The sequence below is a fragment of the Listeria sp. LM90SB2 genome (assembly GCF_028867355.1).
GTDB classification, from domain to species: Bacteria; Bacillota; Bacilli; order Lactobacillales; family Listeriaceae; genus Listeria; species Listeria monocytogenes_B.
In genome coordinates, this window is the sequence record NZ_CP046449.1 from 1,944,253 (window position 1) to 1,960,432 (window position 16,180).

Genomic DNA, 16,180 nt, shown 5'->3' on the forward strand with positions numbered 1-16,180 from the left:
CCTTCATTATAGCTTAAATTGCGAAATTTTCACATAGCTTTTACAAAAGATGTGCTCTATTCGCGATAATAATTTGCAAGTCAACGGTTAATTCTTCCGGTGGGTTTCCCAGTAATTCGCTTTTTTTATCCGCTTCAATATGCCAACCAAGTGGCGTCATTTCAAGAAAATCTGCAAATAATTCTTTGGCAATCGGCGCTTTGTAGGTCACTCGTTCGACATGTTCTACGCTTAACTTTTCTGCTAATCGTGATGTGACCGACTCATTCGAATAACTACTTTTCTCATCAACATAAATAAATTCACGTAATTCGCGTAAATAATTCGCTTCTGGCACTACTTTTAACAAAAACCCATCCTTCTTTAAAAGCCGTTTGAACTCCACGTAATTCGATGGCGATAAAATATTTAAAATGACATCCGCCGTCTCTGCTTGATTCGGACAATTGGCTAAATCAGCTACCGTCCAAGAAGTACCAGGATAGTCGCGTGCCGCTTGTTTCACTCCCTCTTTGGCGATATCTAAGCCAACCGCTTGGACATTAACACCAGTCGCTTGTAAATTTGATACGACTCGCGCCAAATGACTTCCTTCCCCGCAACCCGCATCATATAAAACAAGTTGTTCTTTTTTCTTCTCCGCAATAATTTCTGTCACTCGTTCGATTAATTTTTCAAAAAAGCCACTCGCAATCACTTTTTTACGGGATTCGAATAATGCTTGATCGTATTTTGTTTTATGCGCTTGTTTTAGTAAATGTACGTAACCTGGTTTGGCGATATCAAACCCGTGACCTTCTAGGCATACAAATGACTGCGGCTCTTTAAACTCGAATGCTTCGCCACAAATCGGACAAGCAAGAAGCGCCATATTTTCTTTCAAAGCGCGTTTATTTATCTCCATTTTTGATAACAATTAATACTCACTCCACTCGAAAAACGTTGCCCGCAAACAGGCAACGTTTCTACTAATTTCTTTCATACGTATAAAAAGTGTAATTGTACTTATTTTTTTCATCTTTTTCATGGAATTCTTTCGCCACTTCGGAAAAATTCTCCCAATCCACTTCAGGAAACGCAGTATCAGCCTCAAACTCTGCATCAATTTTTGTCACAATCAGCTGATCTGCCACATCCATAAATAAACGATAGATTTCTGCACCACCAACTATATAGATTGTTTCCCCTGTCTCAGCAAGAGCTAAAACAGCTTCTTTTGAATGAAGTATCTCTGCATCATCTAACTTGAGACCTTGATCTCGTGTCAATACGATTGTCTTTCTATTTGGTAAAGCTTTTCCTAACGATTCATAGGTTTTTCGCCCCATGACAAGTGTTTTCCCAGTCGTCGTTTTTTTGAAAAACTGCAAATCTCCTGGTAAGTGCCACGGCATTTTGTTATCTTTTCCAATATTACCAGCGCGGTCTTGTGCCCAAACAAAAATAATCATCCAAGAAAACCTCCCTTATACTGAAATTGGTGCTTTAATTGCTGGATCTGGATTATAACCATCCAGTGAAATATCCGCTACATCAAAATCAAAAATCGTTGCTGGTTTATCTGAAAGCACTAATTTTGGAAGTTTGTGCGGTGTTCTAGACAACTGTTCTTTCACTTGCTCAATATGATTGTTATAAAGATGCGCATCACCCATTGTATGGATAAACTCACCAACTTCCAGCCCTACTTCACGTGCAATCAGGTGTGTTAGAAGTGCATAGCTTGCAATATTAAACGGTACACCAAGGAAAATATCGGCACTACGTTGATACAGCTGACATGATAATTTTCCGTCCGCTACATAAAATTGGAATAGCGAATGACATGGCGGTAAAGCCATATTCGGAATATCTTCTGGATTCCAAGCAGACACAATCAAACGACGCGAGTTCGGATTCGTTTTAATCATTTCAATCAAATCCGCTAACTGATCAATTGTTTCTCCTTGTGAAGTCTTCCATTCGCGCCATTGTTTACCGTAAATATTACCTAGCTCACCGTATTTATTCGCGAACGCTTCGTCTTCTAAAATCCGAGCTTTAAACTTCTCCATCTCCGCTTGATACACTTCTTTGAAAGCTGAATCACGCTCAGCACGCAGTCCAAAGTCAGTCATATCTTCGCCTTTATAATCATCGCTTTTCACAAAACGCTCAAAAGCCCATTCATTCCAAATATTATTATTATGCTGTAAAAGGTAGCGAATATTCGTATCTCCATGTAAAAACCATAGCAGTTCACTTACTACAAGTTTAAATGGTACCCGTTTTGTTGTCATAATCGGAAAGCCCTCTTGTAAATCAAAACGCATTTGATAACCAAATGTGCTGATTGTTCCAGTTCCAGTGCGATCTCCTTTTTGTGTTCCATTCTCTAAAACGTACTTTTCTAAATCCAAATATTGTTTCATCGTTCGCACTCCTTATTCCGCGTATTGTGATAAAAATTCCCAGCGTTCCATCATTTGTTCGAGCTCCGTTTCTTTTGCCGTGATGAGTTCGCTAATTTCTGCTGCTTTTGTAAAGTCTGCTCCGGTTTGTTCCAATGTTTCATTAAGCGATTCAATGGTTTGTTCTAATTCACTAATGGCATCTTCAATTCCGTCCCACTCGAGTTGTTCTTGGTAGGTGAGTTTAACTTTCTCTTTTTTCTCAGGTGCTGCCTTTTCGACCGAAGTATTCGCCATTTTTTTCATTGATTTCGCTGGTTTTGCTTTAGCCTCCAGCTCTTTCAAATAATCACTATATTCACCGTAGAAAATTTCTACTTCACCAATTGCTCGGAAAACGAGCAATTTGTTTACGACTTTATCGAGGAAATATCTATCATGGCTAACCGTAATTACGGTACCATTGAATGATTCTAAATAGTCTTCTAATACGGTTAATGTTTGCGTATCTAAGTCATTAGTCGGCTCATCCAGTAATAAGACATTTGGTCGCTCCATCAAAATGCGAAGTAAGAATAACCGTCGTTTTTCTCCACCTGATAAGCTACCAATTTTCTTCCCGTGGGAATTTGGTGGGAATAAAAATCGTTCTAACATCGCACTCACACTGATTACTTCGCCACCAGAAGTTGTGACTTGCTCTCCCGCTTCTTGCAAATAAGCAATCATTCGCATATCCGGGTCCATTTCTTCATTTTGTTGCGTATAGTAACCGATTTGTACGGTTTGACCTGTGACTACTTCCCCAGCATCTGGCGCTAGTTTTCCAGCCAACATGTTCAGTAAAGTCGATTTTCCAGTTCCGTTGTTCCCTGTAATACCAAGGCGTTCACCAGGTTGGATAATCAAGCTGAAATCCTGCAATACTTGTTTTTCATCAAAGTGTTTTTCCAAGTTTTTCAGTTCGAAAACATCTTTTCCAAGACGACTAGTAACAAAATCAATCGCCAGTTCTGAGTCATCGGTTTTTGTTTTCACTTTTTTCTCTAAATCGTGGAAACGGTCTTGTCTGGCATTTTGTTTAGTGGCGCGCCCTTGAGGACCGCGACGCATCCATGCTAGTTCCTTACGATAAAGGTTTTTATTTTTCTCAGATTCACGGACTTCGTTTTCCATCCGAATGGCTTTAGATTCCATGAATTTCTCGTAGTTCCCAACGTATCGATAAGCCGAACCCCGGTCGAGCTCCACCATGTGATTTGTCACTCGGTCAAGAAAATAACGATCATGGGTAACAAGCAAGACAGCCCCTTTAAAGCGATTTAAATATTCTTCCAACCAACGAATTGACTGAAAATCCAAGTGGTTGGTAGGCTCGTCCAAAATGAGTAAATCTGGCGTCTCGATTAAGACTTGCGCCAAACCTACCCGTTTTCGTTGCCCACCAGAAAGCTCGCTTATTTTCGCGGTTAAATCTGTAATTCCTAAACGCTCCAAAATCGTTTTCGCTTCTGTGTTCATATCCCAAGCCGCACTAGCATCCATTTCTTGGCTGGCGGCTGTATAAGCATCGTGTAATTTGGTATTTTCCGCATCAAGTGACATCGCAAGTAACACTTCTTCGTACTTGCGCATTGCCCGAAGCGCCGCAGTATCCCCGTCAAAAACAGCCGAAAGAACTGTATCTTCTTCATTAAATTCAGGATCTTGCGCCAAATAACCAATCGTATAATCTTTTGCTTTCGTAACAGTACCTTTATCCCCAGATTCACTACCAGAAATAATTTGCAATAACGTCGATTTCCCGGTACCATTTACACCGATTAAACCAATACGTTCGCCCTCTGTTATCGTTAGCGAGATATTTTCAAACAGGCTTTTTTCACCATATGTTTTTGTTAAATTTTCCACTTTTAATTGTTTCATTTAGTCCCATCCATTTCCTGTTCGTCCTTATCTATTCTAGCTGAAAACATAGAACATAGCAATTGCTTAAGATGAAAAAAGTTCCAAAAGCGGCTCTTCCACTTTTGGAACTTTTACTTTTAAAATAAACCTTGTGCATTCCCATTTTCATCGACATCCATATTAAGTGCCGCTGGTTTTTTCGGTAAACCTGGCATCGTCATTACATCGCCTGTTAAAGCAACGACAAAACCAGCACCAAGTTTTGGAATGAATTCGCGAATGTGAATAACAAAATCAGTTGGGCGTCCAAGTAATGTTGGGTCATCCGATAAGGAATATTGGGTTTTCGCCATACAAATCGGATAGCGGTCCCAACCATATTTTTTGAATTCAACGATTTGTTTCTGCGCCTTGCTGGAAAGTTCCACACCAATACCACCGTAAACCTTCGTCACAATCGCTTCTAGTTTTTCTTCTATCGACCACGCATCATCATAAATGCGTTTGTAGTCCGCTTCTCCACTTTCAACAGCCGCAATGACTTTATCCGCGAGTTCAAGGCCACCGTCGCCGCCTTTTTCCCAAACTTCTGTCAGAGAGAAAGGAATGCCGTGTTCTTCGCAAAGTGCTTCTAATTTCGCTACTTCTGCGTCAGAATCGGTAATGAATTTATTAATGGCTACAACATAAGGAATACCAAATGTTTGAATAGATTCCGTATGTTTTTGTAAATTAGTAAAACCTTTAGCTAGCGCATCCACATTTTCTTCGCTAAGCTCGGTTTTCAAAGCGCCACCGTGCATTTTCAGTGCGCGAATCGTTGCTACAATAACAACGCAATCTGGCGCTTTTCCAAGGGCAGGAACTTTAATATCTAAAAATTTCTCGGCACCAAGGTCTGCACCAAATCCAGCCTCTGTCACTACATACTCACCTAGTCGAAGTGCTGTGCTTGTCGCAGAAACACTATTACATCCGTGAGCAATATTAGCAAAAGGTCCACCGTGTACGATGGCAGGTGTATGTTCTAATGTTTGCACCAAATTAGGTTTTAAAGCATCTTTTAATAGTAAGGTTAGAGCGCCTTCGTAGCCCATTTCGCCAACTGTAATTGGTTCTTTTTTATAGTTATAACCGATCACGATTTCACTTAAACGTTTCTTTAAATCTTTTAAATCACTTGCTAAACAAATGATCGCCATAATTTCAGAAGCAACCGTAATATCAAAACCGTCTTCACGTGGAACCCCTTGAATAGGACCTCCAAGACCAACAACCACTTTTCGAAGTGCACGGTCGTTCAAATCAACCACACGTTTCCAAACGATTCTTCGGCCGTCAATATCTAGGTCATTCCCTTGTTGCATATGGTTATCAATAAATGCCGATAAAGCATTGTTTGCTGCTGTAATCGCGTGGAAATCACCAGTAAAATGTAAATTAATATCTTCCATTGGAATAACCTGCGCGTATCCGCCACCTGTTGCCCCGCCCTTAATACCCATGGTAGGTCCGAGCGATGGTTCGCGAAGTGCAATAACGGTTTTCTTATCTTTTTTAGAGAGTGCGTCGCCAAGACCAACTGTCACTGTCGATTTCCCTTCACCAGCAGGCGTTGGGTTAATCGCCGTAACAAGAACAAGTTTTCCTGGTTCTTTATCTTTTAGCGAGTGAATGGTATCATAGGATAACTTTGCTTTATACTTTCCGTAAAGTTCGAGTGCATCTGCGTCTAGTCCTAAATGTTCCGCAATAGTCGTAACTGGTAGAATTTCTGCTTTTGATGCAATTTCAATATCTGATTTCACTTTATTTGACATGATATCCCCTCCGAATATGTATATTGTAACAAAGAATTAAGATGTTTTGGCTTCTTTAGTGCATCAAAAAAGCGCGACACCAAGCGATGTAACACCATTTTGATTCTAAAGTAAAGCCTGATTGCGCAAAAATCAACATCTCAACCTTGGATTACCGTTATTCCTTTGTTTCTGGTTTGTTCGTCTCCATCGCCTTGAGCGTCTTCAGTGCATCCGGATGATTTTCAAAAAACTGAACAACATCTCCAATTCGGTCAATCGAGTTCCAGCTCAAGTGGTGTTCAATACCTTCCACATCATGATAAATATGGGACGGATCTACGCCAATAATACTTAAAAAACTCTCTAATAATGCATGTCTTTCTAGGAGCCTTTTCCCCATTTGTGTTCCTTTAGGCGTCAAAATTAATCCACGATATTTCTCATAGATTAAATATTCGTCTTTATCCAGTTTCTGCACCATTTTTGTTACAGAGGAAGGATGGACAAATAGCTCATCAGCAATATCCGAAACCCTGGCATAACCTTTCGTCTCAATAAGGGAATAGATTTTTTCAATATAATCTTCCATACTAGGTGTTGGCATAGCTATACCCTCCAACTTAAATTCTTTCACATAGCCAATTGTACTATAATATCGCCCTTTCTAAAAGCAATTACCCTTTCAAAAACGAAATTTCTCCTAGAGCGGTCTTCCGAAAAAAAACCGTAATTAGTACCAATTTAAGACATTTAAGTCAAAAGTATGCCCTTACAAGTCCAAAAATTTAAAAAATATCGAAAATCAGCTTGACGTTTATAGGTATTTTGATTTATAGTGTTAGTATCATATGCGGCAACGCTATGAACTGAAAAGGTAGTATTTGCGAGAAATTTTTTTAAGTTAAAATGAAAGCGTTTTAACAAATGATTCTAGCAATTATTAGCCATACTTAGGAGGATTTATTTCAATGCAAAATGGGAAAGTAAAATGGTTTAACAATGAAAAGGGTTACGGTTTTATCGAATCAGACGGCGGCGAAGATATTTTCGTTCACTTCACAGCGATCCAAGGTGATGGCTACAAATCTTTAGAAGAAGGCCAAGCGGTAACATTTGAAGTAGTAGAAGGTAATCGCGGCGCTCAAGCAGCCAATGTAGAAAAAGCCTAATCCAGTTGCCAAATAGACACGGACTTAAAACCGGTATCCTTTTACCGGTTTTTTTATTGCAAAAAAATAGCTTTCCTTCTATAATAAAGCCACATCTATTCATCTAAATAGGAGGCACATAATATGGAAGTTTTCGTGGATGGTGCAAGTGCGGGAAATCCTGGACCAAGTGGGGCTGGAATCGTCTTAAAAGCAGAAGGTATTTATGAACAATTCGCCATTCCGCTCGCAGTTATGACGAATCATGAAGCAGAATTTATTGCGATTAAACTCGGACTGGAAGAAGCCATAAAAAAACAAGCTACATTAATTCGTCTATACTCAGATTCGAAAGTTGCAATCGAAGCAATTCATAAACGACATGCGAAAAATCCTTTATTCAAGCCGCATTTAGAAGCAATTTTAGAAATGGCCGATACATTTGAATTGTTTTTTGCTGAATGGCGTAATGTAAGTCAAAATAAACAAGCCGACCAACTTGCGCGCCAGGCTATAAAAAAACAGAAGCAACCTGGAGTCAAATAACCAGATTGCTTCTATTTTTTATTCGATATCGCGCGTTAACGTTTTTAAACCGTATTTTTCAACTACAGCAAAAGCATCCTCGCGGAAACCGTCATATTTCAAGCTAGGCAAGTCTATTTCTAGTGGGACTTCTGTATGAATCCGAGCTAATTTTTGACTTAATTCTAGCATCGCTAAGTCTTCTTGGATTTTGGTTTGTTGCGCTGGTTTCAGTTTATCAAGGTTGTTCAAGACGCCTTCAATTGACTCAAATTCTTGAATAAGCTTAATCGCTGTTTTTTCACCGATTCCACGAACACCCGGATAACCATCTGAAGTATCGCCCATTAATGCTTTCACATCAATAAATTGTCTTGGAGAAATACCCATCTCTTCAAAAAATGTCGCTTCATCATATCGTTTATAATTGCCATAACCTTTTTGCATAATCCAGACATCATTCGTCGGTGCGATTAGTTGCAGTAAATCTTTGTCGCCACTTAAAACAGTTGTAGCAATCGTATTACTCGCTTGAACGGTAATTGTCCCAATACAATCATCTGCTTCAAAACCCGGCACACCTAAATTGACAAAGCCAAATCCAGCAGCTACCTCTTTCGCTAAATCAAACTGCGGAATCATTTCTTCTGGTGGCGCTGTTCTGCCTGCTTTATAACCATCATATAATTCATTTCGAAATGTTTGCGACCCCATATCCCAGCAAATTAGTGTATGCGTTGGGTTACTCTGGCGAATCGCTGCAAACATGTGGCGCATAAAACCTTGCACCCCATTCGTCGGGATTCCATGTTGGTTAAACATAAATTGTTTGGAAACGGCTGTTGCATAAAATGCTCGGAAAAGTAGTGCCATTCCATCAACAACGAGCAAATTTTCTCGATTTTCGGTCATATATAATCCTCCAATTTCCTTCTACTGCCATCTATTGTAGCATAATTATAACTGGCTCGCAGAAAAAAAGGAGCTTTTTACCAGCTTGCTTTTGTCACGCCGGGTAATTGTCCTTGATGTGCTAGTTCACGAAAACGAATCCGCGACATACCAAATTTACGCATGTAGCCGTGGGGACGTCCAGTTAGTTCACAACGATTGTGTAGCCGGGACGGGGAAGAATCGCGTGGTAATTTGCGTAATTCATCGTAGCGGCCTTCTGCTTTTAGCGTTCGGCGAAGTTCCGCATATTTTTCCACGAGCGCTTGTTGACGTTCATGTTTGGCAACTTTTGATTTTTTAGCCATGTGTCTCTCCTTTCTTAAATAATAATCATTACGATTTACATCATACGCCGATTTAATTAGGAAAGCAAGTCTTCTGTTTTAAAAAAACCGATATCCAGTTAAACTGAATATCGGTTGTCCTATTATTTAGTTCCAACTATCGGACCATACGCGTTAGAGAAACCATTATTATAAGGCACTCCTGCTTTATTTTTACCTGCATCCCAGTTCACCGACCAAGTCATAATCCCTTTCACTGGTGTGCCTTTTGCTTGTAAACGAGTGAAAACATTTTTGACGATTTGCGGATCTTTTACATAACCAGTTGCGGCTGCATCCACATTGGCTGGTAAACCGAACACGAATTTATTAGCTGGGATTTTCAAGTAACCACGAGTCCCATTAATAAAGGAGTCCGCCATATAATATAAGAAAGATTCTTTTAATGTATCATTATTTTGCGCAATCCATTGGTTTGTTTCATCAACCCAAACACCATCGCCACCTTGATTGTATAGTTGTGGCGCAATATAGTCATAATAATTAGCAAGTGAGGTTAGGTAGCTTTCATAGGCACTACCTGGTTTTAAATAAGGAAATTCTGGTGCCATCGTAATTAGGAAATTTTTCCCTTCCGCTTTATAATGATCTTTAACGATTTTTAGCGCTGCTGGGATAACCGTTTTATTATCTCCCGCGGTAATCGCACTTTGTTCTAAGTCGATGTCTAATCCATCAAAGCCATATGTTTCTACTTGGCGGATAATTTCATTCGCGAACGCCTCTTCATCCCCAGCTTTTAGTTCCACGTGTCCATCTGCTCCACCTAGTGCCAAAAGAACGGCCCGACCTTCTTTATTTAATGCGCCGACTTGTGCTCTGAAATCGCTATCATTTATTCCCACTGGTTTAAATGTCGGAATACGATTTACCCCGTCCCCTTTCATAAAGGAAACATCTACCACGTTATAAGCTTTCGGTGTATCTTTTAGGGCGATATCAGCCGAAGTCCCTTGTTGATAGCCATCATTTCCGGAAGATTTCCAACTATGCCAGTACCCAACTAGCACCTGTTTGTTAGAAATATCTGGCATTACAGAAGCGTCATCCGTCGCCGCTTGTGCTTGACTACCAAATGCCCCCAGTCCTGCACCAACTAAAAGTAAAGACAAACCACCAACCATTACTTGTTTTCCATTCATCTACTTTTCCCCCTTACTTTATCTACCCCAAGCTTGCTTTTTTGGAGCTACTAGAAAATACCCATCATAATGAAAATAAAACTAGAAAAACAGCAAAAAAGCGAAATTGATATAGACCAATTCCGCTTTCAAATAAATGAATGTCTATAAGTAACTGAGAAAAAATAGCCCAATTAAAACTGTTTTATTTTTTACTTCGCATGTTGTGGTTCTGGATCTGCTACTTTTTTATCTTTGCGATGTGGAATCATATTGAAAATGATATTCAGTGTAATTGCTGTCACACTGCCCGCAACAATTCCATTACTCGTAAATAAGCGAACAAAGGATGGGAAGGCATTGAACAAATCTGGTACGACTGTAACGCCTAAACCAACACCAACTGCACACGCAATGATTAACAAGTTTTCTTGAGAAGTGAAATTAACTTTTCCAAGCATCTTAATCCCTTGTGCGACAACCATGCCGAACATCGCGACCATAGCGCCGCCGAGAACTGGTGTCGGAATAATCGTTGTCACTGCGCCAATTTTTGGAATCAGACCAAGAACAATAAGGAAACCAGCTGCCGCATAAATCACTTTACGTGTTTTAATACCAGAAAGTTGAACGAGTCCAACGTTTTGCGAATAAGCCGTATAGGGGAATGTATTAAATACGCCGCCAAGCATAATCGCAAGCCCTTCTGCCCGGTAACCACGCGTTAAATCTTTTTGCGTTAATTTGCGTTCGGTAATATCAGATAAAGCGAAATATACTCCCGTTGATTCCACCATGCTGACAAGCGCAATTAAAATCATCGTAATAATTGCCGGCCACTCAAAGGTCGGTGTGCCAAAATAAAATGGTTTTGGCATATGGAACCAGCTCGCCTCACTCACAGGACCAAGCGAGATCCCTTTATAAAGCGCTGCAAAAAGCGAACCACCAACCAGACCTATTAAAACAGCAATCGCCTTCGAAAACCCTTGTCCAAAACGATACACTAAAATAATTAAAAGTAATGTTCCAAAACCAAGGCCGAGATTATACATTGAGCCAAAATCTTTTGCTCCTTCTCCACCAGCAAGATTATTAATTGCAACGGGAATAAGTGTTAAACCAATCACTGTTACAACCGAACCAGTCACAACAGGAGGGAAAAATCGTACAACTTTGGAGAAAAATGGTGCTATTAATAATACAAAAAGTCCTGAAACAATAATCGAACCGTAAATCGCGCCAATGCCCATATCTTGTCCAATTAAAATAATCGGCGCAATAGCTTGAACCGCACATCCAAGTACAACCGGTAAACCAATTCCAAAGAAGCGGTTAACCGTTAATTGTAGCAATGTCGCAATCCCGCACATAAAAATATCAATCGAAACTAAGTAAGTCATTTCTTCTCCATTAAAACCTAGTGCTCCACCAATTAATAGTGGAACGATTACTGCTCCTGCATACATTGCTAGAACATGTTGAAATCCTAAAGCTGCAATTTTCCCTTTACCTAACATTTACTCCTATTCCTCCTCTAAAAATAAGATTTCTTCGTTTTCAAGTGAGGCAATTCGTGCTAGTGAATAAACTGGAATCCCTGTTTTATTTAATAATTCGCGACCTTGTTGGAAAGATTTTTCAATCACAATACCAATTCCCGCCACTTTTGCTCCGGCATGTTCTGCAATTTCAAGTAAGCCGAGTGCCGCCTGACCATTTGCTAGAAAATCATCAATAACTAAAATCGTATCATCTGCTGTTAAAAATTGTTTTGATACAGAAATATCATTCGATTCTTTTTTAGTGTACGAATAGACAGTGCTTGTGAATAAATTGTCCGTTAATGTCACTGATTTTTTCTTGCGGGCAAACACGACTGGTACGGAAAGCGCGAGCCCTGCAAAAACGGCGGGTGCGATACCCGATGATTCAATCGTTACAATTTTCGTAATCCCTAAATCTTGGAACCGTTTAGCAAATTCATTTCCCATCGCTTGCATTAAAACCGGATCAATTTGGTGATTTAAAAAAGCATCTACTTTTAAAACATTCCCCGGTAAAACCGTACCTTTTTCTTGAATAAACTCTTCCAGTAATTTCAAAACGATTCTCCTTTCAAAATAAAAAAACTGCTTCTCTAAAAATAGAGAAGCAGTATAGAAGCCACCAATTTTCGGAGTGACTTCTTTATACAAACTACTCATAGTCCGGTTATTTACGGTAACCAGGTAGAAACTCGTCGCCCAATCGCAACTATTATATAAGTATTTCGGTTTTAAGTTATGTTGTTTATTATAGCTTTCTAAAGGAGCAGGGTCAAGCTAATTTTTTACTTATTGAATTGGTAAACATAAGCGTATCTTTTTTCTAGTAAATCTAGCAAATACGTTGGATTTAAGCCTTCTCCAGTTGTATCTGTTAGAATCTCGAGAGGTTTCTTCGTTTTACCAAATTTATGCACATGTTCAGTCAACCACGTTTTTAATTCCGAATAATCATCGCTTGCGATAATCGCATCGATATTCGGAATTTCTTTTTGCATTTGGTTAAAGAACTGCGCCGCGTACATTAAACCTAATGCATAAGACGGGAAGTAACCAAAATCGCCACCAGCCCAGTGAATATCTTGCAGAACGCCATTTGTATCATTATCTGGACGAATGCCGAGATATTCTTCGTATTTGTCGCCCCATGCTTTCGGTAAATCTTTTACTTCTAATTCACCGTTAATAAGTGCTTTTTCAAGCTCATAGCGAATCATAATATGAAGTGGATAAGTTAATGTATCAGCTTCAATTCGAATCAGCGAACTTTCAGAGATGTTCACTGCGCGGTAAAAATCTTCCAAAGTCACATGATCAAAAGCCGGTTTTGTAATCGCTTGGAAGTCAGCATAATTACTTTTCCAAAATGCTAAACTAGAACCGATAATAATTTCATAAAATAATGATTGTGATTCATGAATGCCCATTGATGAGCCGTTTGCAAGTGGAGTACCTACAAGTGCTGCATCAAAATTTTGTTCGTAAATCGCATGACCACCTTCATGAATCGTACCAAAAACAGCCATTTTAAAATCATTTTCATTGTAACGGGTCGTAATACGAACATCGCCAGTATTTAAACCAGTCGCAAAAGGATGCACGGTTTCATCTAAACGACCTGCTTCAAAGTCAAAGCCCATTTTATTCAGAATGCGAATGCTAAATTCTTTTTGTTTTGCTTCGGATATTTTGGTATTTAAAATCGTCGCATCTGGCTTCACGCCTTCATTTGCGATTTTTTCGCGAATCGCCATAATTCCGTCGCGTACTTTTTCAAATACGGAATCAAGCACAGATACGGTTACACCTGGCTCATATTGATCAAGTAATGTGTCATATTTATTTTCTTCATAACCCCAATATTCAACAAATTTACGCTTCATTTCAAGGATTTTTGTTAGGAATGGCTCAAAAGCTGCAAAATCATTTTGTTCGCGAGCTGTTGTCCAAGCCGTTTCTGCTTGCGCTACTAGTTTAGTATATTCCGCGTATTCTTTACTTGGGATTTTTTTGTTTAAATCATATTTTTTTTGAGATTCTTCTAAAGTTTTAAGAGTGATTTCAGATAGATTTTCTTTATCAAGGTTAAGTCCAGCAATAAAAGCAGCCATTTCTTCAGATGTTTGCATATTGAAAATCTCTTCAGATAGAACGCCAATAACATCAGAGCGACCTTCCATTCCTTTTGACGGGGCGCCTGTACGAAGATCCCAATAAACTAATGCCAGTGCTTCTTCCAGTGCTTCCATCTTTTTAATATACGCTAAAAATTCCTCTTCTAATGTTTCTACCAAACTTAACTCCTCCATTCAATCAATCTTCTTTTTTAGGACGTGGTTTTCTTGGACCCCAGTATTGATATAAATCTGTGCGCAAGTAACCATTGTATAATTTCCGTTTTTTCGTCGCTTTTTTACCATAAACTTCTTCAAAAAGTTCATAAGAGGTAAGGACATATACTGACCATGTCGGCATGCGTTTATAAACAATACCCATTTCGCGGTAAAGTTGGCGCACTGCTTCCTCGTCTTCTAAACGTTCCCCGTATGGTGGATTCGCAACAACGACCCCGTACTCATCTTCTGTTTGAAAGTCAGCTACTTGTAGTTGTCTAAAGGTAATTAAGTCACCAAGGCCAGCTTCGACCGCATTTTGCTTTGCGATTTCAATTAAACGAGCATCAATATCGCCACCAATAATATTTAGCGGTTGATCATAGTTAGCTAAATCTTCCGCTTCTTGTCTCGCATCCGCCCAAACTTGCTTCGGCATCCAATCCCATGTTTCTGACACGAACTCGCGGTTAAAACCAGGCGCAATATTTTGCCCAATTAGTGCCGCCTCAATTGGAATTGTTCCAGAACCACAAACGGGATCATAAAATGGTCTATCTGGATGCCAACTCGTAAGTAGTACAAGTGCCGCCGCCATTGTTTCTTTGATTGGCGCACTACCTTGTGCTAAACGGTAACCACGTTTATGTAATCCCGCACCACTAGTATCAATTGTTAGCGTCACTTCATCTTTTAAAATAGAAACTTCTAACTTAAATAACGCGCCTGTTTCCATCAAACGGCCAGAACGACGATACTTTTCACTGACACGGTTAACGATGGCTTTTTTTACAATCGCTTGGCAATCAGGCACACTATAAAGTGTTGACTTAACTGATTTACCAGCCACTGGAAACTGTGCATCAAGCGGTAAATAATCTTCCCAAGGTAAAGCTTTCGTCTTTTCAAATAGTTCATCAAATGTCGTTGCTTTAAAAACACCAACCACAATTTTCACACGGTCAGCTACACGAAGCCATAGATTGGCTCTAGCAATTGCAGATAAATCTCCTTCAAAATATACTTTACCGTTTTCTACTTTTGGGTCATAGCCTAAACGCGCTACTTCTTTCCCAACAATTGCCTCTAAACCCGAAGCAGCCGTTGCCACCAACTGAAATGATTTCATTGTTTCCCATCCTTTAATTAAATTTCTAATGAAAAAAGCTGTTTTAAGAGGAGGAGGTTTGTTTTAAATAGGCATTCAACCAGGTCGAACACCCACCTTAAAACTTGCGCTCCGGCCTTCTAAAACAGCCTTCAATGTTAAATTAAATCCTGTAAATAACGCTCTGTAAGCCATGTTCTGTTCTTTACTACGTACAGGGTAATAGTAAAGAGATAACCATCTATCTGCGCAAAAATACATTTGCGCCTCGTCCCTTGTTCTTGATTCCTCGGGAAAAGTGCCCCTACCATAAGTTTGAGTTTCTCGCTCGTGGGGTTTACCTCGTTCCACTTCCGAGCATTTCTGCCGGAACTTCGTCACTGTGGCACCTTCAAGGTTATAAGACCATATCCGAAGACTTAGGTCATTCACCTGCCGTCAAACCGGAAATCCGGAATGCCCTGGCTTATTGTTTGACCAGGCACGATCACTACGGGCATCACAGCACCGTGCGAGCATGGACTTTCCTCTGCTTCCATAAGAAAACAGCGATTATCCGAACGTTATTCATTTATTCTTAACTTACTTATACTAGCATACCTATTCGTTATCGTCCAGCTTATTTCCAAAAACATGTTTTTCTAAATTAGAAAGACGCTTTAGAATATCAAAGTTGGTCGTTCCAGCAGGTTGTGCCGCTGCTTGGAAAGTTGGAGCTGGTTGTGTTGAAGTTCTAAGTGGAGCATTATCAAGCTCTTGTACAAGTCGAATATTTTCCGCTTGAAGTGCTTCGATTTCTTGCGTAAATGTACTGTAATCTTTAATAACCATGTCTAAAAACTCGTCAACATCTTCAGGACTATAACCACGAAGCCCAGTTTTAAATTCTTTTTCCAAAATTTCTTTACCTGTTAAGTGATACTCAAATTGTTCCGAAGTCATATAACTCCACCTCTATCTCTATTCTTACGTATTTTTGTTCTAATCATATACTTACCCT

At 39.6% G+C, this 16,180-nt stretch carries 16 protein-coding genes, 1 other RNA gene and 1 riboswitch; of the genes, 2 read left to right on the plus strand and 15 right to left on the minus strand.

The annotated features are described in order from the left end of the window. Positions 1–40: 40 nt before the first annotated feature. The 6 genes from GL301_RS09620 to mntR form a co-directional block, all read right to left on the minus strand. A complete protein-coding gene (locus GL301_RS09620) occupies positions 41–916 on the minus strand; it encodes a putative RNA methyltransferase (protein WP_003740618.1) in 876 nt (291 codons plus the stop codon). A gap of 52 nt (positions 917–968) precedes the next feature. Next, positions 969–1,451 (minus strand): dihydrofolate reductase, encoded by a 483-nt coding sequence (locus tag GL301_RS09625; RefSeq protein ID WP_003734428.1) that lies wholly within the window; start codon positions 1,449–1,451, stop codon positions 969–971. 15 nt (positions 1,452–1,466) lie between these two features. After that, positions 1,467–2,411, minus strand: coding sequence for a thymidylate synthase (locus tag GL301_RS09630; protein ID WP_003725828.1), 945 nt, complete (start codon positions 2,409–2,411; stop codon positions 1,467–1,469). 12 nt (positions 2,412–2,423) lie between these two features. Next, entirely contained in the window at positions 2,424–4,316 is a 1,893-nt protein-coding gene (locus tag GL301_RS09635) for an ABC-F family ATP-binding cassette domain-containing protein (protein WP_003728275.1), read from the minus strand. A 119-nt stretch (positions 4,317–4,435) separates the two neighbouring features. Beyond that, positions 4,436–6,118 (minus strand): formate--tetrahydrofolate ligase, encoded by a 1,683-nt coding sequence (locus GL301_RS09640; protein ID WP_003728274.1) that lies wholly within the window; start codon positions 6,116–6,118, stop codon positions 4,436–4,438. Positions 6,119–6,275: 157 nt separating this feature from the next. Further along, positions 6,276–6,704: a transcriptional regulator MntR gene (gene mntR, locus GL301_RS09645; RefSeq protein WP_012681359.1), complete on the minus strand. Its 429-nt coding sequence runs from the start codon at positions 6,702–6,704 to the stop codon at positions 6,276–6,278. Between the two features lie 364 nt (positions 6,705–7,068). Between mntR and cspD the strand changes: the two genes are divergently transcribed. Both cspD and GL301_RS09655 read left to right on the plus strand, forming a co-directional pair. Further along, complete coding sequence (cspD, locus tag GL301_RS09650; protein ID WP_003728273.1) at positions 7,069–7,269, plus strand: cold-shock protein CspD; 201 nt, start codon at positions 7,069–7,071, stop codon at positions 7,267–7,269. Positions 7,270–7,392: 123 nt separating this feature from the next. Further along, positions 7,393–7,794: a ribonuclease HI family protein gene (locus tag GL301_RS09655; protein ID WP_003730828.1), complete on the plus strand. Its 402-nt coding sequence runs from the start codon at positions 7,393–7,395 to the stop codon at positions 7,792–7,794. A gap of 18 nt (positions 7,795–7,812) precedes the next feature. Here the strand turns inward: GL301_RS09655 and GL301_RS09660 are convergent, their stop codons facing one another. From GL301_RS09660 to gpsB, 9 genes are all read right to left on the minus strand, one after another. Continuing rightward, on the minus strand, positions 7,813–8,685 hold the full coding sequence (locus GL301_RS09660) for a 5'-3' exonuclease (protein ID WP_003728271.1): 873 nt from the start codon (positions 8,683–8,685) through the stop codon (positions 7,813–7,815). A 77-nt stretch (positions 8,686–8,762) separates the two neighbouring features. Continuing rightward, positions 8,763–9,032, minus strand: coding sequence for a 30S ribosomal protein S14 (gene rpsN / locus GL301_RS09665; RefSeq protein ID WP_003726586.1), 270 nt, complete (start codon positions 9,030–9,032; stop codon positions 8,763–8,765). Positions 9,033–9,154: 122 nt separating this feature from the next. Beyond that, the gene (gene chiA, locus GL301_RS09670; protein ID WP_003728270.1) at positions 9,155–10,213 is read right to left on the minus strand and encodes a chitinase ChiA; all 1,059 of its coding nucleotides are present in this window, start codon (positions 10,211–10,213) and stop codon (positions 9,155–9,157) included. Between the two features lie 191 nt (positions 10,214–10,404). Next, positions 10,405–11,712, minus strand: a complete 1,308-nt coding sequence (locus tag GL301_RS09675) for a nucleobase:cation symporter-2 family protein (RefSeq protein ID WP_003724078.1) — start codon at positions 11,710–11,712, stop codon at positions 10,405–10,407. Between the two features lie 6 nt (positions 11,713–11,718). Continuing rightward, on the minus strand, positions 11,719–12,297 hold the full coding sequence (locus tag GL301_RS09680) for a xanthine phosphoribosyltransferase (RefSeq protein ID WP_003728269.1): 579 nt from the start codon (positions 12,295–12,297) through the stop codon (positions 11,719–11,721). An 81-nt stretch (positions 12,298–12,378) separates the two neighbouring features. Continuing rightward, positions 12,379–12,479, minus strand: a riboswitch (purine riboswitch). A gap of 45 nt (positions 12,480–12,524) precedes the next feature. Continuing rightward, positions 12,525–14,033 carry a carboxypeptidase M32 gene (locus tag GL301_RS09685; protein ID WP_014929236.1) on the minus strand — a complete coding sequence of 503 codons (1,509 nt, stop codon included), beginning with the start codon at positions 14,031–14,033 and terminating at the stop codon, positions 12,525–12,527. A gap of 19 nt (positions 14,034–14,052) precedes the next feature. Then, entirely contained in the window at positions 14,053–15,201 is a 1,149-nt protein-coding gene (locus GL301_RS09690; RefSeq protein ID WP_003726590.1) for a THUMP domain-containing class I SAM-dependent RNA methyltransferase, read from the minus strand. Positions 15,202–15,362: 161 nt separating this feature from the next. Further along, positions 15,363–15,744: RNase P RNA component class B (gene rnpB, locus GL301_RS09695), an RNA gene on the minus strand. 36 nt (positions 15,745–15,780) lie between these two features. Continuing rightward, positions 15,781–16,122, minus strand: a complete 342-nt coding sequence (gene gpsB, locus GL301_RS09700) for a cell division regulator GpsB (RefSeq protein ID WP_003722998.1) — start codon at positions 16,120–16,122, stop codon at positions 15,781–15,783. Between the last annotated feature and the right edge of the window lie 58 nt (positions 16,123–16,180).